The 26580-nt window shown below is 59.0% G+C and carries 22 protein-coding genes and 3 pseudogenes; 12 read left to right on the top strand and 13 right to left on the bottom strand.

The annotated features are described in order from the left end of the window. Window positions 1–43 precede the first annotated feature (43 nt). Window positions 44–664: a TetR/AcrR family transcriptional regulator gene (locus tag BOP93_RS12775; protein WP_104502911.1), complete on the bottom strand. Its 621-nt coding sequence runs from the start codon at window positions 662–664 to the stop codon at window positions 44–46. A gap of 164 nt (window positions 665–828) precedes the next feature. Here BOP93_RS12775 and BOP93_RS12770 point away from each other — a divergent pair, with 164 nt between their 5' ends. After that, window positions 829–1890 (top strand): SDR family oxidoreductase, encoded by a 1062-nt coding sequence (locus BOP93_RS12770; RefSeq protein WP_104502910.1) that lies wholly within the window; start codon window positions 829–831, stop codon window positions 1888–1890. A gap of 33 nt (window positions 1891–1923) precedes the next feature. Here the strand turns inward: BOP93_RS12770 and BOP93_RS28200 are convergent. From BOP93_RS28200 to BOP93_RS12760, 3 genes and pseudogenes are all read right to left on the bottom strand, one after another. After that, window positions 1924–2151 (bottom strand): annotated as a pseudogene (locus BOP93_RS28200) (methyl-accepting chemotaxis protein); the annotation flags it as partial. A 57-nt stretch (window positions 2152–2208) separates the two neighbouring features. Next, window positions 2209–2928, bottom strand: a pseudogene (locus BOP93_RS28195) (PAS domain-containing protein); the annotation flags it as partial. 449 nt (window positions 2929–3377) lie between these two features. Beyond that, the gene (locus tag BOP93_RS12760) at window positions 3378–3677 is read right to left on the bottom strand and encodes a hypothetical protein (RefSeq protein WP_104502908.1); all 300 of its coding nucleotides are present in this window, start codon (window positions 3675–3677) and stop codon (window positions 3378–3380) included. A 196-nt stretch (window positions 3678–3873) separates the two neighbouring features. On the opposite strand from BOP93_RS12760, the gene BOP93_RS12755 reads away from it, so the two are divergent. Beyond that, window positions 3874–4452 carry a DUF1349 domain-containing protein gene (locus BOP93_RS12755; RefSeq protein WP_205885819.1) on the top strand — a complete coding sequence of 193 codons (579 nt, stop codon included), beginning with the start codon at window positions 3874–3876 and terminating at the stop codon, window positions 4450–4452. Window positions 4453–4657: 205 nt separating this feature from the next. Then, the gene (locus BOP93_RS12750) at window positions 4658–5248 is read left to right on the top strand and encodes an acyl-homoserine-lactone synthase (protein ID WP_104502906.1); all 591 of its coding nucleotides are present in this window, start codon (window positions 4658–4660) and stop codon (window positions 5246–5248) included. 47 nt (window positions 5249–5295) lie between these two features. On the opposite strand, the gene BOP93_RS12745 is transcribed toward BOP93_RS12750, so the two are convergent. Then, the gene (locus BOP93_RS12745) at window positions 5296–6021 is read right to left on the bottom strand and encodes an autoinducer binding domain-containing protein (protein ID WP_104505281.1); all 726 of its coding nucleotides are present in this window, start codon (window positions 6019–6021) and stop codon (window positions 5296–5298) included. Between the two features lie 382 nt (window positions 6022–6403). On the opposite strand from BOP93_RS12745, the gene BOP93_RS12740 reads away from it, so the two are divergent. From BOP93_RS12740 to phzG, 7 genes are read left to right on the top strand one after another with little or no spacing between them, the layout of a single operon-like run. Further along, complete coding sequence (locus BOP93_RS12740) at window positions 6404–6895, top strand: PhzA/PhzB family protein (protein ID WP_104502905.1); 492 nt, start codon at window positions 6404–6406, stop codon at window positions 6893–6895. Between the two features lie 26 nt (window positions 6896–6921). Beyond that, entirely contained in the window at window positions 6922–7410 is a 489-nt protein-coding gene (locus BOP93_RS12735) for a PhzA/PhzB family protein (RefSeq protein WP_104502904.1), read from the top strand. A gap of 23 nt (window positions 7411–7433) precedes the next feature. Next, window positions 7434–8636, top strand: a complete 1203-nt coding sequence (locus BOP93_RS12730; protein ID WP_104502903.1) for a 3-deoxy-7-phosphoheptulonate synthase — start codon at window positions 7434–7436, stop codon at window positions 8634–8636. Window positions 8637–8651: 15 nt separating this feature from the next. After that, the gene (locus BOP93_RS12725; protein ID WP_104502902.1) at window positions 8652–9275 is read left to right on the top strand and encodes an isochorismatase family protein; all 624 of its coding nucleotides are present in this window, start codon (window positions 8652–8654) and stop codon (window positions 9273–9275) included. A gap of 20 nt (window positions 9276–9295) precedes the next feature. Continuing rightward, entirely contained in the window at window positions 9296–11185 is a 1890-nt protein-coding gene (locus BOP93_RS12720; protein WP_420220215.1) for an anthranilate synthase family protein, read from the top strand. Between the two features lie 3 nt (window positions 11186–11188). Continuing rightward, window positions 11189–12025, top strand: coding sequence for a PhzF family phenazine biosynthesis protein (locus BOP93_RS12715; RefSeq protein ID WP_104502900.1), 837 nt, complete (start codon window positions 11189–11191; stop codon window positions 12023–12025). Continuing rightward, window positions 12022–12690 (top strand): phenazine biosynthesis FMN-dependent oxidase PhzG, encoded by a 669-nt coding sequence (gene phzG, locus BOP93_RS12710; protein WP_104502899.1) that lies wholly within the window; start codon window positions 12022–12024, stop codon window positions 12688–12690. Before BOP93_RS12715 ends, phzG begins: the two co-directional genes overlap by 4 nt. A 34-nt stretch (window positions 12691–12724) precedes the next feature. Here phzG and BOP93_RS12705 read toward each other — a convergent pair whose 3' ends face one another. The 3 genes from BOP93_RS12705 to BOP93_RS12695 all read right to left on the bottom strand — a co-directional run bounded on the left by BOP93_RS12705 (window position 12725) and on the right by BOP93_RS12695 (window position 16282). After that, on the bottom strand, window positions 12725–13342 hold the full coding sequence (locus BOP93_RS12705; RefSeq protein WP_104505280.1) for a dTMP kinase: 618 nt from the start codon (window positions 13340–13342) through the stop codon (window positions 12725–12727). Window positions 13343–13393: 51 nt separating this feature from the next. Beyond that, a complete protein-coding gene (locus BOP93_RS12700) occupies window positions 13394–15133 on the bottom strand; it encodes a hydrogenase maturation protein (protein ID WP_104502898.1) in 1740 nt (579 codons plus the stop codon). Between the two features lie 138 nt (window positions 15134–15271). Further along, entirely contained in the window at window positions 15272–16282 is a 1011-nt protein-coding gene (locus BOP93_RS12695) for a zinc-dependent alcohol dehydrogenase family protein (RefSeq protein WP_104502897.1), read from the bottom strand. Between the two features lie 169 nt (window positions 16283–16451). Between BOP93_RS12695 and BOP93_RS12690 the strand changes: the two genes are divergently transcribed. After that, window positions 16452–17351: a LysR family transcriptional regulator gene (locus tag BOP93_RS12690; protein ID WP_104502896.1), complete on the top strand. Its 900-nt coding sequence runs from the start codon at window positions 16452–16454 to the stop codon at window positions 17349–17351. A 28-nt stretch (window positions 17352–17379) separates the two neighbouring features. Here BOP93_RS12690 and BOP93_RS12685 read toward each other — a convergent pair whose 3' ends face one another. Continuing rightward, a complete protein-coding gene (locus BOP93_RS12685; protein WP_104502895.1) occupies window positions 17380–17610 on the bottom strand; it encodes a DUF317 domain-containing protein in 231 nt (76 codons plus the stop codon). A gap of 194 nt (window positions 17611–17804) precedes the next feature. Here BOP93_RS12685 and BOP93_RS12680 point away from each other — a divergent pair. Next, window positions 17805–18066, top strand: a pseudogene (locus BOP93_RS12680) (metallothionein). A 101-nt stretch (window positions 18067–18167) separates the two neighbouring features. Here the strand turns inward: BOP93_RS12680 and BOP93_RS12675 are convergent. The 4 genes from BOP93_RS12675 to BOP93_RS12660 are packed head-to-tail and all read right to left on the bottom strand — an operon-like array spanning window position 18168 to window position 26349. After that, entirely contained in the window at window positions 18168–18680 is a 513-nt protein-coding gene (locus BOP93_RS12675; RefSeq protein WP_104502894.1) for a hypothetical protein, read from the bottom strand. Continuing rightward, window positions 18677–20116 carry a hypothetical protein gene (locus BOP93_RS12670; protein ID WP_057722445.1) on the bottom strand — a complete coding sequence of 480 codons (1440 nt, stop codon included), beginning with the start codon at window positions 20114–20116 and terminating at the stop codon, window positions 18677–18679. Before BOP93_RS12670 ends, BOP93_RS12675 begins: the two co-directional genes overlap by 4 nt. Window positions 20117–20128: 12 nt before the next feature. Further along, on the bottom strand, window positions 20129–22459 hold the full coding sequence (locus BOP93_RS12665; RefSeq protein WP_104502893.1) for a hypothetical protein: 2331 nt from the start codon (window positions 22457–22459) through the stop codon (window positions 20129–20131). Window positions 22460–22464: 5 nt separating this feature from the next. Beyond that, window positions 22465–26349, bottom strand: coding sequence for a LamG domain-containing protein (locus BOP93_RS12660; protein ID WP_162303216.1), 3885 nt, complete (start codon window positions 26347–26349; stop codon window positions 22465–22467). Window positions 26350–26580 lie beyond the last annotated feature (231 nt).

The following is a 26580-nucleotide window of genomic DNA, read 5'->3' as shown; positions in this document are numbered from 1 at the left end:
TTGGGCTTTCGCATAAGGATTGCAAGGCGGGCACAGCCAGGCGTCATGGCATGAGGCTACGCAATATCAGGTTTGAGGTGAGGGTCGGGGCTGTCTCAACGAAGTCGAGATTGTATTGAAGCAGCAAAGGGTTGACGAAAGGCCGCAATGCAAAATGTATGGAGTCCACGGTTTCATCTAACGGTGTCTTGCGTTCAAATTCGCCGCTTTCCCGCCCTTCACGCACGATTTGCAGCACGAAGCACTTGATCTGGGCGTCGTATACCTGCGAACTCGGCCAGCTCTCCGATGCCGCAAACGCCGCGATATCGTAGAGTTTTCGATCATTGAAGAACAGGCTTACACCCGTGGAAATCAACGTTTTGACCAGGCGTCGAAAGCGCTCTGTCGACGAAATGCCCTCGGCGTCCATTGCCTGCTCGACAGCCGCAACAATCTCAGCCAGGCAGTTGGCGCAGATAGCTTCCCCAATCGCTTGCTTGGAATCAAAGAACTTGTAGATGTAAGCCTTGGAAAAACCAATAGCTTTAGCCAGGTCGGAGACCGTGGTTTTGCTGTAGCCATACTGGCTGAAATGCGCATTGGCGGCAGCGACAATCTGATCGCGAATGTCATGATCGGCTGGGCCGCGAACGCCGCGCGAGGAAATAGAGGGTTGGTTCATGGCTGTAGCTTACGCACCCACGTCGGGATTGACAATCTAGTGACCCCATTTCGAAAAGGTCACGAAAGGTTGTTAAATCACATCAAGGGGCGCGCATACGGATCAGATTCAGTTGAACCTCCGTCACTTGGACGGACTCCCAAACCTGAATCCAGGAGAAACCTATGACCCATACAGCTTTGGTTGTGGGCGCCAGCGGCATCGTCGGCAGCGCCATCACTCAGTTACTCATCGACAACAACTGGCAGGTCGCCGCGCTGTCCAGGCACCCGTCGCAGGCACCAGGCGTGATCCCGGTCGCGGCAGACCTTCAGGACCCTGCTTCGCTGGAACAGGCGCTGGCGGGTTTGAAACCCACACACGTGTTCATTACTACATGGTCACGGCAAGCCACCGAGGCCGAGAACATTCGCGTAAATGCCGCCATGGTGCGCAACGTGCTGACCGCCACTCGGCCGGCCAGGAGCGTCGAGCACGTAGCGTTGGTGACTGGCCTGAAACACTACCTCGGCCCATTCGAAGCCTATGGTAAAGGCAGCCTTCCGCACACACCGTTTCGCGAAGACCAGCCTCGTCTGGATATCGAAAACTTCTACTACGCCCAGGAAGACGAACTCTTCGCTGCGGCTGAACAGGACGGCTTCACTTGGAGCGTTCATCGCCCGCATACCGTCACCGGGGTTGCCGTGGGCAACGCGATGAACATGGCAACCACCCTCGCCGTCTATGCCTCGATTTGCAAAAAAACCAATCGTCCCTTTGTATTTCCCGGTTCACGCGTACAGTGGGACAGCCTCACCGATATGACGGACGCCCGGCAGTTGGCCAGACAACAATTGTGGGCGGCCACCACGCCGGCTGCGGCCAATCAGGCATTCAACGTCACCAACGGCGATGTGTTTCGCTGGAAATGGATGTGGAGCCGCATTGCCGACTACTTCGACTTGTCCGCTGCCGATTATCCCCCTTCACCCTCCCCCCTTGAGCAACAGATGGCTGACGACCAGGCCGTATGGACGCAAATAGTCGCGGAACGTGGGCTGAAAGAATCCGATATCAGCCGCCTGATATCCCCATGGCATACCGATGCAGACCTGGGTCGACCCATCGAAGTTGTCACGGATATGTCGAAGAGCCGTGCCCTGGGCTTCACCGCCTACCAGGCGAGCGATCAAGCGTTTTTCGACGTGTTCGACCGACTACGCGAGAGACGCTTGATACCCTAGGTCGCTGCAGAGCAGCCAGTCTGATCAGCGAGTAATCATCCCGGCAGCTTGTTCGGTGGCTTCCGTCGTGCGAGTTGCCAGCTTGCGAACTTCGTCGGCAACCACCGCGAAGCCACGACCTGCCTCGCCCGCGCGCGCGGCCTCGATCGCCGCGTTCAGTGCCAGGAGGTTGGTCTGGCTGGCAATGCTCTGAATCGTCCCAACGATCTGCGACAATTGAGCGATGTTTTCTTCAAGCGTGCGTTGATGCTTGACCTCTGCTTGTCGCAGAGCCTCCTGCTCATGCTGCAAATGGACATCCACCAGTGCACCGACTACCCGAAGCGGTAAGCCTGCCGGGTCGCGCCGAGTCTGACCTCTGGCTCTGAACCATCGATACTCGCCGCTCTTCATTTTCAAGCGGTACTCGATATCAAAGGGCGTTTTACCGGATCGGTCATTCAGGTGAGCACCAAAAGCGTTGAGGCTTCGCTCCTTATCGTCCGGGTGCAGCCTGGATGCCCAGCTGTCCAGGACATCCGGGAACTCCTCCACGGTTTCAAATCCGAGCAGTCGCCGGAACTGGGGAGACCACCAGAAAGGGTTCTTTGGATTTACCGGGTCTCCCGCGATGACTTCCATATCCCACAACCCGTCCGAGAGCATCTCCCTGGCCAGTTCAAATCGGGTGATAATGACGTCGTGCTCCTGGTCTCGCTCAAGCTGGTCATGGATATCACGCAGCGAACCCGCTACACGTATAGGCATCCCGCGATCATCCCGCAGCGTTTCTCCCTGGGCATAGAACCAACGGTATGAACCGTCCTTCATCGCCAGCCGATTTTTCACTTTGTAGGGTGTATTGCCGGACTTATCGTTCAGATGGCGGGCAAACGCATCAAGCGTGGCCTGTTTGTCCTGCGGATGCAGGCGATCGGCCCAACTGGCCAACACATTCGGGAAATCGCGCTCGTCTCTGAACCCCAGCAGGTTGCGCAATTGCTGCGACCACCAGAAACGATTTTTAGGATTCACCGGGTCGCCAGCCACGACCTCCATATCCCAAAGCCCCTCGCTGGAGGCTCGGTTCACAAGGTCAAACCTGATTTCATGGGCTGATGCAGACGACGCTGCCTCGGAAAGCATCTCACGGGCTGCTTCCAATTCACGCTCAAGCTCATCTATACGAGACTTGGAGTCGCGATCGAGTGAGTCAAACACCCTCCAGGCATCGAGAACTGCAGCGCTTTCAGCGCACCCGTCTACCTGTGGCGGTACACCGCGAGTGATTGCAGCTACCAGTTGTTGAATCGCGCGGCGATCACGGCGCAGGTTGAAGAAGATAGTCATGACGATTGGACTCATAAATATTACGGGCCCGATCCATGGCACCTTGCCAGCTATATCGTCATGAATGAAAAAAACTGTACATGTTTTTCAATTTGTACACGTTTTTCTCACGATTCCAGGCCTTGGTTGGCTCCCACCAATGGCCGACACTCCCTTCTTTATTGATGAGTATCCGCCTCCTCAGCGGGATAAAACTCGCCCTCCTTCCCCATTTCTTTCAGCCGCTCACGCACAATTGCCTCAACGCTGGCCACGGCGGCTTGATCGTCAGGGTTGATCAGCTGCAAGCACAGACGTCGGATATTCTGATCGTGGGTGCCCTCGCTCATCATTTCGTGGGTGAAGGTTTGTTCGCCGCGCCACAGGCATAGTTGGGTATGCGTCCCGCCGAGCCATATTTCGTTGATGGATTCAAGGTCGGTGGTAGTCAGTTTATCGACGGTGATTGTCTTATCCATTGCGCTGTACCTTAACCATGAGTTGAGACAGGTAGACTTAAAGGTGTAGTGGGTCGTTCCAAATGATAGGTAGGTCAGCGTCGGACCAGCGCAGTGCAAGACCTGGCGTGCAACGCAGGTACGGCTAACAGACTCTGGAGGTAGCATGGTGGATGGAAATCGAATTGCAGAGGTCGTTCAAGACTTTGAATCGTCAATTTGGCGCAAAGCTAATTGGCTGAATAAACCGAACCGTTACCAAACCTTCACTGACGGTTCCCTGGAGGTAGTGACCGACGTCCAAACCGACTTTTGGCGCGAAACGCACTACGGATTCATACGCGATAGCGGGCATTTCCTGGGATTTGCTACTTCAGCAGCCTTTACGGCCCAGGTCAGAGTCAACGCTGACTTTCGCGAGTTGTACGATCAAGCAGGCATTATGGTCCGGCTCGATGAGAGGACTTGGCTCAAGGCAGGCATAGAAAACAATGACGGAACGCCGATGATCAGCAGCGTGCTGACCCAAGGCCAGTCGGACTGGGCGCCTGGCTGCTTCCCCGGCAACCCGAACGATTTTTGGCTTCGCATCACCGTTTCCGAGGGTGTGCTGCGCTTGCAGTATTCAACAGATGGGGTGACTTGGCCATTGCTCAGGCTTGCGCCCTTTCCAGAAGCGAAAATCTATACGGTCGGCCCCATGTGCTGCACACCGCAGCGCCAGGGTTTGAAGGTCAAGTTTTCTGAGTGGTCTTTAAGCCAGCCTCTCGGGCGAGATCTGCATGATTTGAGCTAGGCGTCAGCGCCAAAAAATCTACGCCGGACAGTGGAACGACTGCGCGCTTGTTCCACGGATGGCAGAACTCATCCCATCCCTGTCACTACCTTGTCCCCCTGTCCGACACCCACGCCTACTTACCCTACAAGATCTTGTAGTCGCTAAGCCGCCACAAGTCCTCTATAAAAATCCGCACTCCCCCTCCCCTAAGGAACACCCTGCCATGCACATGGAAGAGCATACGCTGAGCGCGATGAGCGACGAGCTCAAAATCATGCTGGGCCGCTTTCGGCATGAACAATTCATCGAGAAACTGGGCTGGCGATTACCTATCCCGCCGGATCAGGTCGGTTATGAATGGGATCAATACGACACCGAACACGCCCGCTACCTTCTGGCGTTCAACGAACACCGCTCGATCGTAGGCTGCGCCCGTCTGATACCTACGGTATTCCCCAATTTGCTGGAGGGCGTCTTCAGCCATACCTGCACAGGCACATCGCCCAAGCATCCGGCCATCTGGGAAATGACACGTTTCACCACCCGCGAACCGCAATTGGCGATGCCCTTGTTCTGGAAAACTCTCCAGACTGCGAGCCTGGCGGGCGCCGATGCCATCGTCGGCATCGTCAACAGCACGATGGAGCGCTACTACAAGATCAACGGAGTCAACTACGAACGCCTGGGGCCGGTCATCACGCACCAGGACGAAAAAATTCTCGCCATCAAGCTCTCCGCCCACCGTGAACACCACCGTGGCGCCCGCTTACCTTCAGCCTTCATGTCCGAGGCGTTATTGAGGCAGAGCGCTTGAAAACGGCCGAGTCGTCCTGCTGGTCGACTCGGCTCAACGGATGAACCTCAGATATAACCCAGCGCGACGGCGTAAGACACTGCCTGCACGCGGTTGCTGGCGCCGATCTTGCGCTGGATGTTGCGGTGATGGTAGTTCACGGTGTCGGCGCAAACGCCCATGATCACGCCAATTTCCTCAGAGGTCTTGCCATCCGCGGTCCAGCGCAACACATCACATTCGCGCTCGCTGAACGTCACATCGGTGTTGAACACACGCACATCAGTCTCCAACGCGGAAATCTTCTCCAGGGCCGCCGCGGCAAACGCTTTGGTCACTGGCTTCAATGCTTCGAATTCCTGAAGGCTGATGGCGTTATCCTTGCGAGCCAGGCTCAACACGCCGACACGTCCCTGGCTGTTGAACGAAGGCTGGGCCAGGCCATGGCATAGATGCGAGTCGTTGGCTTCAGACCACAGGTCCGGGCAGTCCCGGAACAACTCACTGCTCCACAAAATGGGGGCCGACGAGACCTTACTGTGTTTCACCGTGGGGTCGATCTTCGCGTAGTTGGCGGATTGATAGCGCTGTAGCCAGTGCTCGGGATAATTGCCGTACATATAGGTCTTGGGCCGCATGAACGGTGTCACGCTGCACATGCCATAGGCGAAGAAATCAAAGCGCAGTTCCCGCAAAGCCCTCAATGCAACAACCGTGAACTCCTCCATATTTAGGGTTTGTGCAAAGATACTGTAAAAATAAGCATCCCATCCCAACAGCTGTCCTAATTCCATTTTGAACACCTATAACGCTCCAAGGAGTCGTGAGACTAAACCAACCTGAGCACCTGTCAACCGGCAAAATCAACTGCTATAGACTGCTTCGCACTAGCGAACTATTTTTTATATCTAACCTAACTAACTAGCCAAAGGCCACTGTTTCTCAGTCGACGAATGACCTCTCGCGTTCATAATAATGCAACAGCTCCCAGCGTGTCGCCCGGGCTGAGCCACTACAAGATCTCGTAGTTCCAACGCCGGGAAGGGCGGGTGTATAAACAACACCGCACTGAATGACCAGGAATGTGCAACCGTTAAAAACTGTTCAACTTCATCGCACCTTAACTAATTATTTAATTGATTTTTATAGATCCCCTCAACTAAGGAGAGCACCGCCATGCCTGCTTCGCTTTCATCTGGCGGCTTTAATGATCAGCTTGAGCTTCGCCGGAAAAACCGTGCAACTGTAGATCAGTACATGCGCACCAACGGCGAGGATCGTCTGCGCCGGCATGAGTTGTTCACTCCGGATGGCAGTGGAGGCTCCTGGAACACCGAAACCGGTGAACCCCTTGTTTTTAAAGGCCACGCCAAACTGGCCGCGCTCGGCGTGTGGCTGCACCGGTGCTTCCCGGACTGGCAGTGGCACAACGTGCGGGTGTTCGAGACCGACAACCCCAATCACTTCTGGGTCGAGAGTGACGGTCGCGGCACCACTCGAGTCCCTGGTTATCCAGAGGGTCATTGCGAAAACCATTACATCCATTCCTTCGAACTGGACAACGGCAAGATCACGCAGAACCGTGAATTCATGAACCCGTTTGAACAACTTCGCGCCTTGGGCATCCCGGTGCCAAGGATCAAGCGTGAAGGTATCCCCGCTTCATAAAACCCTCTATTCATTGGAGATTGAACATGCCAGATAGCGCCGTGCAACAACTCACCCCTGACGACACTGAACTGCGCCGCAAGAACCGCGCCACGGTTGAACAATACATGCGCACCAAAGGCCAGGACCGCCTGCGTCGACATGAACTATTTACCGAAGACGGTTCAGGCGGCTTATGGACCACGGACACCGGTGCCCCCATTGTCATCAGTGGCAAAAACAAATTGGCCGAACATGCTGTCTGGTCACTCAAATGCTTTCCGGATTGGGAATGGTACAACGTCAAGGTATTTGAAACCGATGACCCCAACCATATCTGGGTCGAGTGTGATGGCCACGGCAAGATTCTCTTTCCTGGTTACCCGCAAGGTTATTACGAGAACCACTTCCTGCACTCATTCGAACTGGAAAACGGCAAAGTAAAACGCAATCGCGAGTTCATGAACGTTTTTCAACAATTACGTGCCTTGGGTATTCCGGTGCCGCATATCAAGCGTGAAGGCATTCCTGTCTGATCTTTTGGGAGAGTGATCGCATCATGGAAGACTTACTGAAACGGGTTCAAAAGTGTGAAGCGTTCCAGCAGCCTCAATGGAGCGAACCTTCACAACTGCATGATGCGCAGGCCTACCTCAGGGACAGCGCGTCACTGATTCGCGTCGAAGACATTCTGGTTTTGCGCGCCACCCTGGCCAGGGTCGCGGCTGGCGAAGCGATGGTCATCCAGTGCGGTGACTGCGCCGAGGACATGGATGAAAGCGCTCCCGATCATGTGATCCGCAAAGCCGCGATGTTGGACATTCTGGCCGGCGCGTTCCGGCTGGTGACCCGGCAACCGGTGGTCCGGGTGGGACGGATCGCGGGGCAGTTCGCCAAGCCGCGCTCCAACCACAGTGAACGCATTGGCGATGTCGAGCTGCCGGTGTACCGCGGCGACATGGTCAACGGGCGCGAGGCCGTCCACGGCCATCGCCAGCACGATGCGCAACGCCTGGTACGCGGCTATCGCGCCGCCCAGGACATCATGGGGCACCTGGGATGGAAGGAGCCGTCCGGCGAGCTGCAGCTCACCGGCGCCCCCGCCTGGACCAGTCACGAGATGCTGGTGCTCGACTACGAACTGCCGCAAGTGCGCCAGGATGAACAGGGCCGGATATTTCTGGGCTCAACCCACTGGCCGTGGATCGGCGAACGCACCCGTCAGTTGACGGGCGCTCACGTCGCGCTGCTCAGCGAAGTGCTCAACCCGGTGGCCTGCAAGGTCGGCCCGGATATCACCCGGGATCAATTACTGAGTCTGTGCGAGCGCCTGGACCCCAGGCGCGAACCCGGACGGCTGACCCTGATTGCCCGCATGGGCGCCCACAAGGTTGCCGAGCGCCTGCCACCGCTGGTTGAGGCAGTGCGCCACGCCGGCCACAAGGTGATCTGGCTCAGCGACCCGATGCACGGCAACACCATCGTCGCGCCCTGCGGCAACAAGACCCGCATGGTGCAGACCATCACCGAGGAAATCAGTGCCTTCAAACAGGCCGTGATCTCGGCCGGTGGCGTGGCCGCCGGCCTGCATCTGGAAACCACCCCCGATGACGTCAGCGAGTGCGCCTCCGATGCTGCCGGCCTGAGCCAGGTGGCCAGCCGCTACAAAAGCCTGTGCGACCCGCGCCTGAACCCAGGGCAAGCCATTGCTGCGGTGATGGCCTGGCAGGCCTGCCCTCCTCCCTCTTTTGCATCCCTTTGACTGGAGTTCGTCGCCATGACCGGCATTCCATCGATCATCCCTTACGCTCTGCCTACCACCCACGACCTGCCTTCCAATCTTGCGCAATGGCACATCGACCCCGAACGCGCCGTGCTGTTGGTGCACGACATGCAGCGCTACTTCCTGCGGCCCTTGCCGGAGGCCCTGCGCGACGAAGTCGTGGGCAATGCCGCCCGCGTTCGCCAGTGGGCGGCCGACAACGGCGTGCCGGTGGCCTACACCGCCCAGCCGGGCAGCATGAACGAGGAACAACGCGGGCTGCTCAAGGATTTCTGGGGCCCGGGCATGAAGGCCAGCCCGGCCGACCGCGAGGTCGTCGACGCCCTCACCCCCCAACCCGGTGACTGGCTGCTGACCAAGTGGCGCTATAGCGCGTTCTTCAACTCCGACTTGCTGCAACGCATGCACGCCAGCGGGCGCGATCAGTTGATCCTGTGTGGCGTATACGCACATGTCGGGGTATTGATTTCCAGCGTGGATGCGTATTCCAACGATATCCAACCTTTCCTCGTTGTCGACGCTATCGCCGACTTCAGCAAGGAGCACCACTGGATGGCCATGGAATATGCCGCCAGCCGTTGCGCCATGGTCATCACCACCGATGAGGTGGTGCTATGAGCCAAGCCGCCGCGCGCCTCATGGAACGCATCCTGCAACCGACGCCTGAACCGTTTGCCCTGCTGTACCGCCCCGAATCCAGCGGTCCCGGACTGCTGAATGTGCTGATTGGCGAAATGTCGCAGCCACGGGTGCTGGCCGATATCGACCTGCCCGCCCCCTCGATCGGCGCGCCTCGCCTGGATGTGCTGACGCTGATTCCCTACCGCCAGATCGCCGAACGCGGCTTCGAGGCGGTGGACGATCAGTCGCCGCTGCTGGCGATGACGATTACCGAGCAGCAATCCATCGGCATCGAGCAATTGCTGGGGTTGCTGCCCAACGTGCCGATCCAGTTGAACAACGAACGCTTCGACCTCAGCGACGCCCGCTATGCCGAGATCGTCAGCCAGGTGATCGACAATGAAATCGGCTCCGGGGAAGGCGCCAACTTCGTGATCAAGCGCACTTTTCTGGCGGAGATCAGCGAGTACGGCCCGGCCAGTGCGCTGTCGTTCTTTCGTCATTTGCTGGAGCGCGAGAAAGGGGTTTATTGGACATTCATCATTCACACCGGCAGTCGCACCTTCGTCGGCGCATCCCCCGAACGCCACATCAGCGTCAAGGATGGGCTGGCTGTGATGAACCCCATCAGCGGCACTTACCGCTATCCGCCCGCCGGCCCCAACCTGGCAGAGGTCATGGACTTCCTGGCCGACCGCAAGGAAGCCGATGAGCTGTATATGGTGGTCGATGAAGAGCTGAAAATGATGGCGCGTATTTGTGAAGACGGTGGGCACGTCCTCGGCCCTTACCTGAAGGAGATGACGCACCTGGCGCACACCGAGTACTTCATCGAAGGCAAGACCCGTCGCGATGTGCGCGACATCCTCCATGAAACCCTGTTCGCCCCGACCGTCACCGGCAGCCCGCTGGAAAGCGCCTGCCGCGTGATCCGGCGCTATGAGCCGCAAGGCCGCGCGTATTACAGCGGCATGGCTGCGCTGATCGGCAGCGACGGCAAAGGCGGACGTTCCCTGGACTCGGCGATCCTGATTCGCACCGCCGATATCGATGACAGCGGACAGATACGGATCAGCGTCGGTTCGACCATCGTGCGCCACTCCCAACCGATGACCGAAGCCGCCGAAAGCCGGGCCAAGGCGGCTGGCCTGATCGCTGCGCTGAAAAACCAGCCGGCCTCGCGCTTCGGCGACCACCTGCAGGTGCGCGCTGCATTGGCCAACCGCAACGCCTACGTCTCGGATTTCTGGTTGATGGACAGCCAGCAACGGCAACAGACCCAGGCCGACTTCAGCGGCCGTCAGGTGCTGATCGTCGACGCCGAAGACACGTTCACCTCGATGATCGCCAAACAGCTGCGGGCGCTGGGCCTGGTGGTGACGGTGCGCAGCTTCAGCGACGAGTACCGCTTCGACGGTTACGACCTGGTGATCATGGGCCCTGGCCCTGGCAACCCGAGCGATGTGCAACTGCCGAAAATCAATCATCTGCACGTGGCCATCCGTTCCCTGCTCAGCCAGCAGCGACCGTTCCTCGCCGTGTGCCTGAGCCATCAGGTGCTGAGCCTGTGTTTGGGCCTGGAGTTGCAACGCAGGGACATTCCCAACCAGGGCGTGCAAAAACAGATCGATCTGTTCGGCAACGCCGAGCGGGTGGGTTTCTACAACACCTTCGCGGCCCGCAGTGCCAGTGACCGCCTGGACGTCGACGGCATCGGCAGCGTCGAGATCAGTCGCGACAGCGAGACCGGCGAGGTCCATGCGCTGCGTGGGCCGTCGTTTGCCTCCATGCAGTTTCATGCCGAGTCGCTGCTGACCCAGGAAGGCCCGCGCATCATCGCCGATCTGCTGCGGCACGCCCTCATCCACACCACGGTCGACAGCAGCGTTTCGGCCGCCGGGAGATAAACCATGCATAACTACGTCATCATCGACGCCTTCGCCAGCGTCCCGCTGGAAGGCAATCCGGTCGCGGTGTTCTTTGACGCCGATGATTTGCCGCCCGCGCAAATGCAGCGCATTGCCCGGGAAATGAACCTCTCGGAGACCACCTTTGTGCTCAAGCCACGCAATGGTGGGGATGCGCTGATCCGGATCTTCACACCGGTAAACGAGCTGCCCTTCGCCGGGCATCCGTTACTGGGGACGGCCATCGCCCTGGGCGCGCATACCGACAACCACCGGCTGTACCTGGAAACCCGCATGGGCACCATCGCCTTTGAACTGGAACGCCAGAACGGCAGTGTCATCGCCGCCAGCATGGACCAGCCGATCCCGACCTGGACGGCCCTGGGCCGCGACGCTGAACTGCTCGAGGCCCTGGGCATCAGCGCCTCGACCTTTCCCATCGAGATCTATCACAACGGGCCGCGCCACGTGTTTATCGGCCTGCCAAGCATTGAAGCCTTGTCGGCCCTGCACCCCGACCACCGGGCACTGTCCAGCTTCCACGACATGGCGATCAACTGCTTTGCCGGCGCCGGACGGCATTGGCGCAGCCGGATGTTTTCACCGGCCTACGGCGTTGTCGAAGATGCGGCCACCGGCTCTGCGGCCGGGCCATTGGCGATTCATCTGGCGCGCCATGGCCAGATAGAGTTCGGCCAGACAGTGGAGATCTTACAGGGCGTGGAAATCGGCCGCCCGTCACTGATGTTCGCCAAAGCCGAGGGCCGCGCCGAGCAACTGACGCGGGTCGAGGTATCAGGCAATGGCGTCACGTTCGGACGGGGGAGCATCGTGCTATGAACAGCTCACTGCAAGGCCAGCCGCTGCTGGGTAAAGGTATGTCGGAATCTCTCACCGGCACCCTGGATGCACCGTTCCCCGAATACCAGACACTGCCCGCCGACCCCATGAGCGTGCTGCACAATTGGCTCGAGCGTGCGCGCCGCGTCGGCATCCGCGAACCCAGGGCACTGGCGCTGGCCACCGCCGACAGCCAGGGCCGGCCCTCCACGCGGATCGTGGTCATCAGCGAAATCAGTGACGCCGGCGTGTTGTTCAGCACCCATGCCGGCAGCCAGAAAGGCCGTGAACTGAGCCACAACCCGTGGGCGTCGGGCGTGCTGTATTGGCGCGAAACCAGTCAGCAAATCATCCTCAATGGCCAGGCCGTGCGCTTGCCGGACGCCAAGGCTGACGAGGCGTGGCTCAAGCGCCCATATGCCACGCACCCAATGTCGTCGGTGTCTCACCAGAGCGAGGAACTGCAGGATGTGCAGGCCATGCGCAACGCCGCCAGGCAACTGGCCGACGTGCCAGGCCCGCTGCCGCGTCCCGTGGGGTATTGCGTGTTCGAGTTGCGACTTGAATCGCTGGAGTTCTGGGGCAATGGGCGCGAACGCTTGCATGAGCGGCTGCGGTACGACCGTAGCGAGACAGGCTGGAGCGCGCGGCGTTTGCAGCCCTGAGTCGATTCGACCCAGCCACTGGGTGGGCGCCGGACTAGCGCCCACCCAACACATTATTTATCTCGGAAACTACCCGCCTCGTCGCCTCCTCGATCGACCCTTCATTACGGCATAAAACCCAACCCTGATCGGCAACTGCTCGTTCAAACGCTTGGGTGCAGGCGGCATGTTCTTCCAGGGTGTGCAGCACCGTACTGTTGAGTCCCCGCCGGCGTGCCGCTGCTCTCGCCCATGAGGTCTGCGCGTCGGTGACGACCCCGACATGCAGGTCCGGCACTTGCACGTGACGGTCGATGTTCAGTTGCAGAATCTGCGCAAACGGAATCAGCCGGCGAAAGGCCGCGTCAGACGGATACCAGCGGTCAATCAGAATAATGCTGTCAGAGGGCTGTTCAGGCAGCACGTGCCGGGAAATCCAGGCACGGCTGTCCGCGAACCGCTCACACACTGCCCACTCCAGTGCAGGGTTGGGATTTCGGACAAGTCGGTTGACCAGCGCCATGGTTTCACCCCGGTGGGGATCGCTGTTTTTCTCACAAAGCCGGATCACCTTCTTATGATCGGCCCTCAGCGCTGCCGTCACGCTCTCCAGCAGGGTAGTCTTGCCGGTGCCCTTGGGCCCGTCCAGTGAAACGAACAGCGGGCGACTCATCACTCTCTCGCCATCCTGTTCCGAAACATCAAGCATAGCATCGCAACTGGCTTATCCAGCCATCCCTTGCGGGCTTTCCGGCAACGGCGTCTCGAACCTCAACGCCCAGGCCGCGATCAGACGCTGCGGCGTCTGGCAGGTTTTGCGCTTGAGTACGAAGTTGCGGCACTTTTGCGCAAACTGTTGGCGGTCTTGCACCATGTCCAACTGCATCTGTGCCAGCTCCTGTTCACGGCAGCGTTCAACCTGTTCGATATCCAGCGTGGCTTTACGTGTGCGTGCGTGCAGGTATCGCTCATCGGTCAGCGCGTCGCTGGCCTGTTGCAAAAGCCATAGGCCGAATGCGTGCGGGCAACGCGGTCCGATGTCCTGGACCATGCCGTGTTGCCGGGCCTGAAGGGCACTGACGGGCAGGCATTCTTCGCTGAGCCTGTGCGCGACTTCAGCGCCGACGGCCCGTGGCAGGCTGTAGGTCCAGTATTCGGAGCCATACAACCCCATGCTTTTGTAATGAGGGTTCAGGACGACGCCTTCGCGTGCCAATACGATATCAGCCGCCAGCGCGAGCATGACGCCGCCCGCGCCCGCACTGCCGGTCAACCCACTGATCACCAGTTGCCTGGCCGTCAGCAGCTCCCGGCAGACATCGTCGATGGCTTGAATGTTGGCCCAGGCTTCCAGCCCCGGCACCTTGGCAGCCTGGATGACATTAAGGTGAACGCCGTTGGAAAAGCTGCCGCGACCGCCCTTGATCAACAGCACCTGGGTGTCTCGCCCCTTGGCCCAGCGCAACGCAGCGACCAGCCGCTGGCATTGTTCAGTGCTCATGGCGCCGTTGTAGAACTCAAACGTGAGTTCGCCGACATGACCGAACTCCCGGTAGCGAATCGGTTGATAGGCCTGGGGATTGAACGCCTGGTGGGCGATGGAACTATCGAGCACCGGAACGCCGGCCAGGTCCTCGGCCAGGACATGCCGCGCCGGCCGCTTGAAGGTCTCCTCCCCTGGCTGGGCCTTGCGCTTGAGCGAGCCGATCCAGAGGCTGTGATCCCCGGTAGCCACCAGCACGGCGTCGTCCTGTATTGCAAGGATTTCTCCGGGCGTGCCCTGGCGTGGATCCAAGTGCGCGTCGTACAGGTAATACTGCCCGCCCTTGAGGCTTGCCAGCACACCGGGCTGGCCATCGGCGGCGTCGATGCTGCGCTTGATGAAGGCTGCGCAATCGAACCAACTGAAGGTGCGGTCAGCCTGGGTCATGTTCGGCTGCAAACGCCCGATAACGCTGGCGTGCGTGTAGTCGAGAGGGTCCGGAACGAAGCCCTTGGCGAATTTTTCCACCACGTCGCGGATGCACACCATCGCGGCGTCACTTACCGGGCCATTGTACAACTCGGATTTGCGCACATCGGCGGGCATGTCGAACTCACAGGTCGACCAGATCGGCCCGGCATCCATTTCCTCGACCGCCTGCAGCGCCGTGACGCCCCAGCGCCCGACCTGCCGGGTGATGGCCCAGTCCAGCGCACTGGCACCACGGTCGCCGACAATGCCCGGATGGATGATCACCACCGGGCGCAGCGGGTGGCTCCACAGTTGCTGTGGCACGCGGTCCTTCAGAAACGGGCAGATCACCAGGTCAGCGCCCGAGTCCTCGACCTGACGACACACCGAGGCGTCATCCGTAAACACCACGACACTGGGGGCATGACCCGCCTGGCGCAACTCCAGCCAGGCCCGTTGGGTCAAACCGTTGAAGGCCGATGATAATAAAAGGATCTTGACTGATCGCATGGCTGACTCTTCCCTGAGAGGTGCGACCAGGGAGGCTCGTTGAACCGTCCCTGGTCTTCGATGGAGGCCCGAGGTTACAGGGCGGGTGAACAAGGACACCTGATCAGGATCAATGATGAGCGCTCTGTTGACGATGTCTTAGCTGACCTTGATGACGACTTTGCCGAAAGGGCCGCGCGCCAGGTGCTCATAAGCTTCACGCGCCTGTTCGAAGGGGTAGACGTGGTCGATCACCGGACGGATGTGATGGGTGTTCAGGAACGCGTTCATCCGGTCGAATGACGAACGTGGAGCCACCGCAATGCCACGCAGGGTGGTTTGGCGGAAGATCAGCGGCATCAAGTTCAGGTTAGCCGTTTGCCCGGTCAGGAAGCCAATCTGGGCAATGCGGCCACCCACTTTGGTTGCCTGGATGGAGTCGTTGATACCTTCGCCGCCAGCGACTTCCAGAAGCAGGTCTACGCCCATACCGTCGGTGAGTTTCAATACTTCAGCCGCCCAGTCAGGTGTTTTACGGTAGTTGACGCCAGCCATCGCGCCCAGCTTGATGACCGCATCGAGGTTTTCATCGCGGCTGGAGGTGACGATGACCTTGGCACCCAGGGCCATGGCGATTTGCGCGGCAAAGATGGACACGCCACCGGTGCCCTGGACAAGTACAGTCTGGCCAGCTTCAACCCGGCCGAAATCCACCAGCGAGTACCATGCGGTCAAGGCTGCGATGGGGAGGGTCGAGGCTTCTTCGTCACTCATGTCATCGGGGGCACGCACTGCGCTGTCTTCATGGATGATCATGAATTCAGCCAGCCCACCCGTCAGTGGTGAGCCTATGCAGTAGTCTGGTTCGTCGTGGGCCGGCATGCCGTCGATCCAGCGCGAGTACAGGTGCGAGTTGACACGGTCGCCTACTGCGAATCGGCTTACGCCCTCGCCCACTGCCACGACTGTGCCCGCCGCGTCGCTGACAGGAATCAGCGGCTTGGGAACCTTATGCGGCTCATAGATCCCGTCCACGATCGCCTTGTCGCGAAAGTTGAGGGAGACCGCGCCGACCCGGACCAGCAGCTCTCCGGCCTTGGGGGTGGGCGTTTGGGTCTCGCCCTGTTTGAGATGTTCAAGACCAAAATCCTGCAGCAGCCAAGCTTTCATATTCTTACTCCAAGCAATGAGGGGCGCGCCGACAAATTCGGCTGTGCCCAAGCTGGAGGCATTGTTTCTTTCTACGCGCGCTGGATAAACCGCCCTTGAAGCACAAGATTGTTATCAATCCAATTACAATCGAGCTCACTCACGTAACGGTTTAAATAAAGGCCTGGCAATGAACATGATCGAGGCGATGGAAATCTACGTGGCGGTGGTTGAGCAAGGCAGCTATACCCGCGCTGCCGAGTCGCTGAGGCTTCACCGGCCCGCGCTGTCCAAAGCGATTCAGAATCTGGAACAGGAACTTAACGTCCAGCTTTTGCATCGCACGACCCGCAGGATCCACGTGACGCCTGAAGGGGAGGAGTTCTATGGTCGATGCAAGCAACTGCTGGCCGATCTGTCTGACACGGTGGCGTGGTTTTCACCGGATCGACCTGCCCGGGGAAAGCTCAGGGTGGATGTTCCGGTGACCCTCGCCAAGGCGTTCATCATCCCTTCCCTTCCAACGTTCCGGGCTCTGTATCCGGAAATCGAGTTGATTCTCGGGTCCTCGGATCACCAGGTTGACTTGATCGCGCAGGGCGTGGACTGTGCCGTGCGACTAGGCGAACTTGACTCGTCGAGCCTGATTGCCAAAAGAATCGGCACCGTGTCCATGGTCACCTGCGCCGCGCCCTCCTACTTGCAACAGTACGGCACCCCCACCACCTTCGAAGCGTTATCCGATCACCTTGCGGTCAACTTCCTGATTGATCATCGCCAGCAAATCATGCCCTGGAGGTTTCAAGCCGGGGGTGAAAGCCTGACGGTGACATTGAAAAGCGGCATCGTTGTCGATGACTCCCAAGCCTTCCTCAGCTGCGGCTTGGCGGGGTTGGGTATCCTGCAAGGCTTGCGTCCCTCGCTGCAGCCTCATATCGAGTCGGGCGAACTGATTGAGATTTTGCCGGATCTGCACAGCATCTCCAAACCGGTCTCGCTGCTTCTCACCGACCGCAAATACCGTTCGCCCAAAGTGCGTGCGTTCATGGATTGGCTCGTCGCTGTTTTTGCCGATCAGGGGCTCAGTTAGCCAGGCCACTGCTCCCGCATTGCCGAACTCAGTCTATCGGACCGATGTTGATCGTGCGATCGGCGCCCAGCCCCTCGACCTTGGCGAGGACTTCGCTGGGCGTGCGCGCGGAAAACGTCAGCACATAGCCCATGCCGCTGCCGTCCTCCTCCACCGAGGTGACCCACAACTCGACCTCGTCCGCCGCCAGGCCTATGGTGTTGCCGATGGAGCGGTTGCGTGCTTCGGAATCGGTGTCGCCCCCTGGGTAGTCGTTCATCTGCAAAACCTCCTATGTGGTGAAGACGCTCTTTTCAACATAGACGGCCGACATCCCGCAGGGTTCGTTTTTTTGCCTCACGTACGCAGATCCACCGTTCATCACCCACACCGCGTTTTTTTTAAAGCTCGCGGGTTTTGGCTGATCCAAACCAAGTGTGGACTGTTCAATCATGACTGACGATCGGAGGACTCATGAACCACGCCACCCCGGATTTGCCATGCGCCTGCCCAGGCTGCATGTGCCAGGTGAGCGACGCCGCCCACCATCAACGCGACGGTAAAGCCTACTGCAGCCAGGCATGCGCCGACCGGCATCCAGGCGGACAGCCGTGCCCGAATGCCGAATGCCATTGCGAGTCGAGTGTGAAGGTGCTGGACCGCGCAGTCAGCGATAGCCAGCTCGACGAGGCGATCGAAGAAAACCTTTCCGGCCAGCGATCCCATTTCGCCCTGAGTACTACTCTGTCTGTCCAGGCGGACGGACGGCCGAGTAAAAATGCGGAAGAGCTGGGTAGCCTCTTCCGCATTTTGTCAGGGTGCTGATGTCCAACTCGCTCAGCCCATTTTTTCTCCCCAGCGAGTGAACCCGGGGGTTGCCAGGTCCATGGCAGGGCACGACTCTGTGGGCAGCAGCGCTTTTTTGCTCGCGACGCATCCGCACAAGCCACACACGCGCCCATCATCGCTACTGAGCAGGCCGTAAATCAAACGTTTGGGCGGCGCCTGCAGGTGTTCACAGGCCTGGCAGGCTGCGATGCGACGTGCGTACACCTTTTCATCAACGCGCTTGAGACCGGCAGCGGCCCATCTGGCAATGGCTTTCACCGCCGACGCGACCAGCTCTGTATCAGAGTACTCCGCAGGCGTATCCGTGACAGCCGGGGCTCTTTCGAGCAAGTAACGAATGGTCTCGGTTGACCCCCTGCTGCCGACCAATTTGCGCGCATAGACGGGGTCCGCCAGAGCGGCTCTGAGTACCACCGGCTGCACCGCTTCATCCAGGCCCAGAAACGCTCCGAAGGCCTGGCAAGCATCGCTGGTAGTCTGGACAGTGACCGCCGGGGTCATGAGGGCACCGCCGTGCCTTGACCGCCAGGTGTGATTGTCGACCAATCGACGGTACCGCACGCCGCACACGCGGGAATCGGCTGGCCGGCCATGGCGGCGCTGATGGTGTCGAGGCGACAGTCGTTCGACGGATAGGCCCGCCCTGCCTTGTCCAGATCCGGTGAAACTTGCGGAATAAACGAGTAAAGCAACTTGAACTGATCTACCGATTTGGTGATGAAATTGCCGTACAACTCGCCGAACCATAGCTTGCGCAAGGCAATCTTCGCCCCGTAGTAATCTGCCTCGCCCTCACAGGTGACGCCGAGCGGCGAGCCGTCAGGTGTGCCGTATAAATGCCCTACTTCGTGTGCAATCGCCAGGCAGATACCCTCGTACTCAAAGCCGGCAATGCGCAGCAGGCCACCATTGAGCAGTATGGTTTTTTCACCTTCAGTCACGTAGGAATGGGCGTTGACAATCGAGTTATACCAACTGATGTGGAATGTGATATCAGGGTAAAGCGAGCGGAACTGGTCGAGCACATAATCGCCCATTTGATGGTAGTAGGTGTCGCCGATAGGGTGCTTTGGAGCGAACTTTTTCAACGCAGATGCCTGGCTTGGTGGCAGGAAATCAGCGGCGTGATCCGGCGCCACAACGATCTGAGCCGGGGTAAAGACATGGCCGGTAGCCGTACGAAGCGTAATCGCGTTCAATGCCTGCGCTGCTGGTTTACCGACACTCAGAACAGTCGCTTGGGTACGTGCGGGGTTATTGGCCTGCCATTCATCGGACCCGACCTCGTGGCGCGTATTGACCGTTGTCGGGCCCGGCAGATCGGAGAACACCTGTATGGCAAAATCCCCGGAAACGACACCGTTGGTCAGTACCAGATGATTGGTGTAGTCGTTGTCAGGGGGCGTCATCGACGTCGCAAACTCATAGAACGACCCCGAGTAGCTGCCCCATTGGATATCGACAACCTGAGCCGGCTGCCCGCCCTGGTCATATAACTGATCCGTAAGCTGCAAGCACTCAGCCACGATCAGGTGTTTGTCCGGGTAGATGAGGAACGGATGGTCACGGGTCACCACAATCTCACGGGGCGCCTGCTCTCCAGCCAGTAAATACTGGATATACAGCGTATGCTCGGTCAACCCAGGCGTGGCGAACGATGCCTGTCCCACCACCTGCTCCGACCAGCTCAGATCTATCCCGGCCGCGAGCACGATGGTGGTGTCAGCCACGATATCCTGCACTTTGACGGTGCCCGTCGGCGTCGCGACGGGGGTGTCGACTGCCAGACAGGAGCAGACGCACCAGCATTGGGTCGATGTGCCAGGGGGAATCAGCACAATTTTGTTCCCCGCCTGATAATCAAGATCGTGGCAATCGCCATCGATCATGTTTTTGTTGTTGCCGCAGTAGTTGTTAGCACACTGTTGAAGCGACATAGGTATCTCCCTTTACACTATTGAGTAGTAACTCTGCATGTAGTACATCGCATCGCTTTTGATCGCCTTGTAGTTGCTGACAACAAGGGCGCCATAGAGCGCGTTTTGGGACATCTGCGACAGCAACACATCAAGCTCCGAGCTGATGGTGGCCAGCGGTGTGGGGTCGTTGGATTGCAGGGGCACGGAGTCGATCATCAGCGCATTGGTCGCGATGCTCTGGGCATCGGGACGCTGAATATCGGGAGGAAGGGATTCGGCTTCGCCAGGATCGGAGGCCAATGGCACCCGATTGACGTATGTCACACGGTGAAGCACGCGCCACACCAGGTTTGGATACGCCAGAGCTTGCTTGAGCGCGAATGCATCGGGATCGTAGGAACCGGCATAAGCGCCCTGCCGGTTGAGCCAGTTCTGGTCGACGATTGAATGAAAGTCCTCGAAATTTTTCTTTCTGGGCGCCAGGTAAAAGGACATGAAGCGATACTGATTGACCTTGCCTGGGCATGCCGCATCGTCGAAGGCAACCGGGTATTCGCCCGGTGGGGGCGTTGGAACCGAATCCGGCGCCCGCTTGTTGAGGAACCCTTCGCCTGGCATTGAGACGGCAAGCCCGAACGACGTGGCCTCACGACGACTCTTCATCGACTTGGTGGATACACGGCTTCCAAACAGCACTTCCACCGAGTCCGCCGGCCCGACGTTGAAGCTGGCCTCGAGGTAGAAACCGTCTTTGGAAACCTGCTCGTACGTACCGGCCCCGGAGTCCTCCCGCACGGCACTGAACTGCTCTTCTTCCGAATACAGTCCACCGTCGGAATTCCACACATAGGTATTGACCAGGCTTCGGCGCGCCACCTGTGCCTTCCAATCGTCCCATGACAGCGCCGTATTGCCGGGTAAATTAAGCAATAGATTGTCGAGGCTCCTCGACTCGTCGCGAATGTCGCTGCCTTGGCCCAATGATGTGGCGTCGAACTGTTGGTAATACGCTTCCAGTTGTTGCTGTTCGCGTGCGATCAGCGTCTTGAGCGCATAGGCCTCCAGCGGCTTGAAGTAGCTGCCCCGCTCGCCTGCCGATAGAAACGGGTAATCCTTGTCACGTTGGAACCCGACGTAGCCATCCAGCGTGCCGTTCTTCACGTAGAGCGGATCGATCTTGAACATGATGATGTTTGTATCTGCCGGAATGTCCGGATTTGGCATCATCGAATAGGAAACCAGCGCACCGCTTGAAATTGAGCGTAACGCGTACAAATCCGCCGTCTCCGAGCGCACGAGAGCGAACCCCTTATTGTTCGGGACATAGATCCGCTTGACGTTCGGGTCGAAGTTATAGGTATTGGTTTCCCAGGTACCGAACACCTCGATGGTCTTTTCGCTGGTGGAAGTCGACTGGGTCGACATGCTGGCGTCATTCGACCAGGCTGTGCTGGAGTCCAGCGCAGTCGCCCAACCCCCTGACGTTTCGGCGCCGAAGACCAGGGACTCCACGCCGATGCCCACGCTTTCAGCCGCTAGAAAATGCAGGCCCACTCGGCCTTGCATGCTGGTCGATGTGCCGATTTCGCGCGACGCCGAGTAGGCATAGGTGACGTCATTGGATTCGGTCAGGGTGACGGTACTGGCGGCGAGGTATTTGTAGGGCGTGATCGGACTGTCAACCGTCAGGTTCTCGGACGGCAACGGTGGCGCGCCCTCGATGTAGCCGATCAAGTTGGGCTTGGTCTGTACCTGGCCGACGTACTGCATCAACAGCTCAGCGACTTCATAGTCCTTCGAGAGGCTCAAGGTGCCGCTGCGTATGGCCGCATAAGCCCGACTCATGACCCCGCTCGGCGTTCCCGACGCGTCCATGATCAACTGACCATATTCAGCCGCTGCGGGGGCGGACTCGGCCGTTGCATTACTCGGCTTGGCGACGCCGCCGATGGCATTGAGAATCTGCGGGGCTTCGTTGGAAACCGGAGCCATGGAGACCTGCCAGTCCGGGTCGTCCACACCGTTCCATATGCCGTTGGCACCATAGCCGGTTCGATCGGAAAAAATTTGACCCGAGCCTGCGGAAAATGGCCAGTAACCTACAAGCCCGGACTCGACACCACTCAGCGGTCGGTTCAGGTTCGCGCAGATTTGTTGCCCGGAGCGCTGGGTCTTCCATACCCGAAGCTCATTGATACTGCCGGGGTAGTAAGAGGTGACCGCGATGTTGTAAAGCATGGCGCCAATCGAGCATTGCGTGGCACCGAAGCTCTGCGGTTCCAGCGAGTAGGGCTGTGTGTCGGCTTCGACGCCATTGATGTAGATGTGCCAGCCGGAACGGAACTGTGTGGGCACCCACATCGCGTTCACTGATTCGTCACGTTCGCGTCGCGAATGACCGCATTGTTCTGGCTTTTACTGTCGAACCCGACGTGTCCTGCCCCGGTCTCAAACTCCCAGTCACTGACCAGTCCCATCAGGTTCGATTGCAGATCCGCGACCGCGTAATACTGTATTTCCCAAGTCATGCGGCCCACACGCCATAACCGAACCGCATCCATCACGCCCTGGAAGTAGGAGGCCTTCGCCCCGCTCCCCAGCTGCATGCGGTCTTCGGTCAGGGCGGGGGTATTGGAAACGGGATTGGACACAACCGGGGTGCCATCGATCAATAACCGATGGGCGAACTGGCCCTTGTCAATCTGGATATAGCTGGCCGATACCAGGGTGCCGTTACTCACACCACAGATGTCCATGGCGGCAGTGCCGAAACGGTCGGCAAACGTCCAGCAGCCAACCAGACCGGGTTCACCGCCGCTCAGTGGCGTTCGTATGTAATGGCGCACCGTGCTGATATCGAGTGCCACGTTCCACAGGCTTACATCGTTGACGACAGCGTTGAGCGAGTTCGTGCTGGCCGTGCCGCCCACGGTATAGGCCACGCCGGCAGCCGTTGGTGTGCCCGAAGGTGCATTGGTGGTAGCCGCCGTGGCCATCAGCAGGCCATCCACATACAGCACGAGGGTGCTGGCGTCGTAAGTGCCGCTCAAATGTGTCCATTGATCGTAGGCCAACGGGGCGGAAGACGCGGCATTGACCCCGTTTATGGAAAAAACCGGACAGTTGTCGGCAAGGATCAGGGTGAATACGACAGGGTCATCACCGTTAACCGTCTGCATGATGATTTGAGTTTGCAGGGGCGTCGGCGGCTGGATCAGTTTGATCCAGAGTTGCACTGTCATCGTTGTGGTCAGCGGCGTGGTCAACGCAGGAATAGAGACGTAGCCATCGGTTGCGGCGATGAACTGAACCGCACCGACTTTTTCGCTTGCCACATCATACACACCCGCAACGTGGTGCCACTTGTCGGTATCGAGCGCAGCCGAGGCCTTGACGGTGACCAGTTTCTTGGCCGTGCCGTTGTTGGTCGTTACTCCAAAGGCGGGCTTGCCGTCGCTGTCGACGTAGAGCTCCCATTGCACATCGCCCTCGTCCGCTTTGGAGGCGATGGTTTGGCGAATAGCGTTCGAATCCAGCTTGATCCAGCCTTCCACCGTCAGCGCATCGCCAGTATTGAGGCTGTCGTCGTTGCCAATATCCAGATAGCGCTCGCCCGACAATGCTATGCCGTAGTCGCTGCGGTAACTGGCGGCAACGTGTGTCCATGCGGACAAGGGTATGGACGGTTTTGAAGCCTGCACCATGAGGTCGTTGCCGGCATAGACCTGGCCATCGCCGGTCAAGCCAAACGCGTACTGTGCCTGGGCAGGGCCCGCATTGAACAGCAGGATGACTGAACGAGAACTGGGGCTGATAGTAAAGGCAGCGGGATTGACCCAGGTTTCCACGCACATGTCCCTGGTCAATGCCAGCTCACCCGTATAGGTCGCCATGGCATTGCTGTCCAGGACCGTAATCATCGAACCCGGCTGCGCCAGTGCCAGGCACGCTTGCGGCGGATCGTTCACCCACCAGGTGTCCGTACCCGCCCTCACAAGAGGCAGCGGCTCGCTCGCCGGCGAGTCCTGAATCAGGGCGACATAGCCGTTATTGGCGTCTGCGTCGGGCGCGACGGCGAACAGGCATGAGCCCCGGTTCGGTGCCGGAACAGGCCCCGATTGCTGGCCTGATGCGGTTACCGTGACTGCGCTGTAGTCATATTGCAAGGTGCCCTGGGGGGCTGGCGCCGAGCCATTTGTGGCCTGCACGGCGTTGCCATTGATAACGCCACAAAATGCCGAGATCGCTCTGGGTACCGCTGGCCACACTTCGGTGTAACCGGTATAGCTTTTCAATGTCACGGTCGCGTGTGCAGCGTCGGCACCTGCTGCTATTTGAACGCGCTGCGGGCTCGGCGCCGTGCTGTTCATCGCACTGCCCGTCTGGCGGGCGGCAAAGCGCACTGTGCCGACCTGGGAGTTGGTACTGAGCGTCGGGTCTTGCGCCAGCCATGCCGCTGCAAAAGTCGCTCTGGAGGTTACCGTGCTCAAGTGCGCCGCCATTTGCGTGGCGCCGGTGGCGGCACTGAAGTACAGGTGCACCTGACTGTCGGCACCCGCCATTAACGACGCACGCACTGTGCTTTTGGCAAAAGGAAGTATGGCAGTACAGACAGTCAATCCGTCTGCACTCCACGCAACGGGTGCGTAGGACTGAGCCGTCGGCGCCTGCGAAGCGCTCCAGAGGGCCCCCTCAAGGGTGCCGTCGGCCGCCGTACCCGTCGATGCCGCATTGGCAAATGTCGGCCAGATGTCGCTGCCGACAGGTTCGACAAGTGGCCAATAACCGGCAAGGTCAGCCCACTGCGTATCGCTCGATGTCACACTGGTACACATCCGAGAGAGGATCTGCGTCTGGTTCAGCGACGTTTTCCAGATACGCAACTCGGCGATGTCGCCGCTGAACCCGCTCGCTCCCCCAAGGGCATAGCCACTTGAGAATACCGCAACCGACGCGGCGGTACCTTTTAAGGTGAACGGTGTTCCGTTGACGTAAATAATCGCTTGGCTGGCATCCCACGTACACGCCAGATGGACCAGAAAGCCGGGTTCCAGCATCGGCCCGCAGGCCGTGACGGTGGTTGTCCCGAATACGCTGAACGTAGGAGCGCCCGCCTCCAGCGTAATCGCAAAGCGAATGCTCTCGCCTGTGCCGCTCTGCAGCACCACATCCGACCCCTGGCTGAACGTCAATGGCTTGAACCAGCACTCCACTGTCAGGGCGCCGGCCGTCAGTACGGGCAGTGGTGGAAGGGTTGCCGATGAGGCGGCAAAGCGATCGAAATGCAGCGCACTCTTCACCGTCGCAACCGCCGCCACGGGCAGCGCGACCAGGGGCGGCGTCCCCGTACCGGCTATCTTGGGAAGGTAACCGGAAAGATCAATTGCGAAATCGATGGTCGCGATGGAAAAATCTGCACCGGTGGGCACTGCCAGCATCAGGCGTGCTTCTTTCTTCAGCAAGTCGTAGCGGCCGTATTCGTCTTTGAGCCGTTCCTGTTTGGCATAAACCGTTGCGCAAGGCGGCCCACTGAATGAAGTACCGCTCAACACCAGCGCGCAATCCGGAACAACGCTGCCATTGATCATTGGCGCATGGGTGAGATCGAACAGGCCGTCGGATGTACGCGCAAAAGAAAAGCAGTTCATGGCCTGGGACGTGGCGCTGTAGACAAATATCTGCCACCGGTCAGTGCCGGGCAACCCTGATGGCGTCAAGGCGACCGTGAACCAACCCTGGGTCACGCCGCTGATCGGCGTCAGCTCGGTTGTCGCCTCGATGAACGTATCGCCCTCCATGTCGGTAGAGCCGAAGGTGTCTTTTTTGTCCGCTGGAATATCAATCTTCTTGCTACGGCGATAGCGTACTTCCCAAGTGTTAGTCAGCGCATTAAGCACGTCATCGAAAACAAACCGATCGACAAGCAATGTACCGCTGGAAGACTGGCGGAAGATGTAGACGTGCTGATTATCCGACAACGCCTGAAAAGGTTCGTCAGATGCGGGTACAGGATTGGGTTTGAAGTCGAGCGTAATCACCGAACGTCCGACGGGGCGCAGGGTCGTGGGAAAAACCAGGCGTTTGAAGTTGGTCCACTGGCCCGAGCCGTCGGAGCCTGCGTCGGGCAGCAACACCGTAAACCCGATATGCCATGCCCCATCGTCAGACTGGATCGAGGACAGCACAATGACATGACCTTGGTGAACCACTGAAACCGCGTATTTGCAGGCTCCTGCAGTGGTGTCAGCCAAGGTAGACGACTCAGCAACGGATCGCTGGGCGAGGCCCGCAGCCCTGGACGCACGGGATTGGCGCTCCTCGGCTGCGATCAGTCGACCACCATCGATACGTTTGGGCGTGCGCGCACCTGATCTCATTGGAGTTCCTTTCCGCGTATGTCGAGTCCATGACCTTATTCACTTCGATGCTGACCTGAAGAACCTGTCAGCAAACCGAAACAGCAGTTTGTGCAAGTTTTTCGA

Source organism: Pseudomonas orientalis (genome assembly GCF_002934065.1).
Classification (GTDB): domain Bacteria; phylum Pseudomonadota; class Gammaproteobacteria; order Pseudomonadales; family Pseudomonadaceae; genus Aquipseudomonas; species Aquipseudomonas orientalis_A.
Note: the sequence above shows the minus strand (reverse complement) of the source record. Positions and strands in the feature narration are given on the sequence as shown.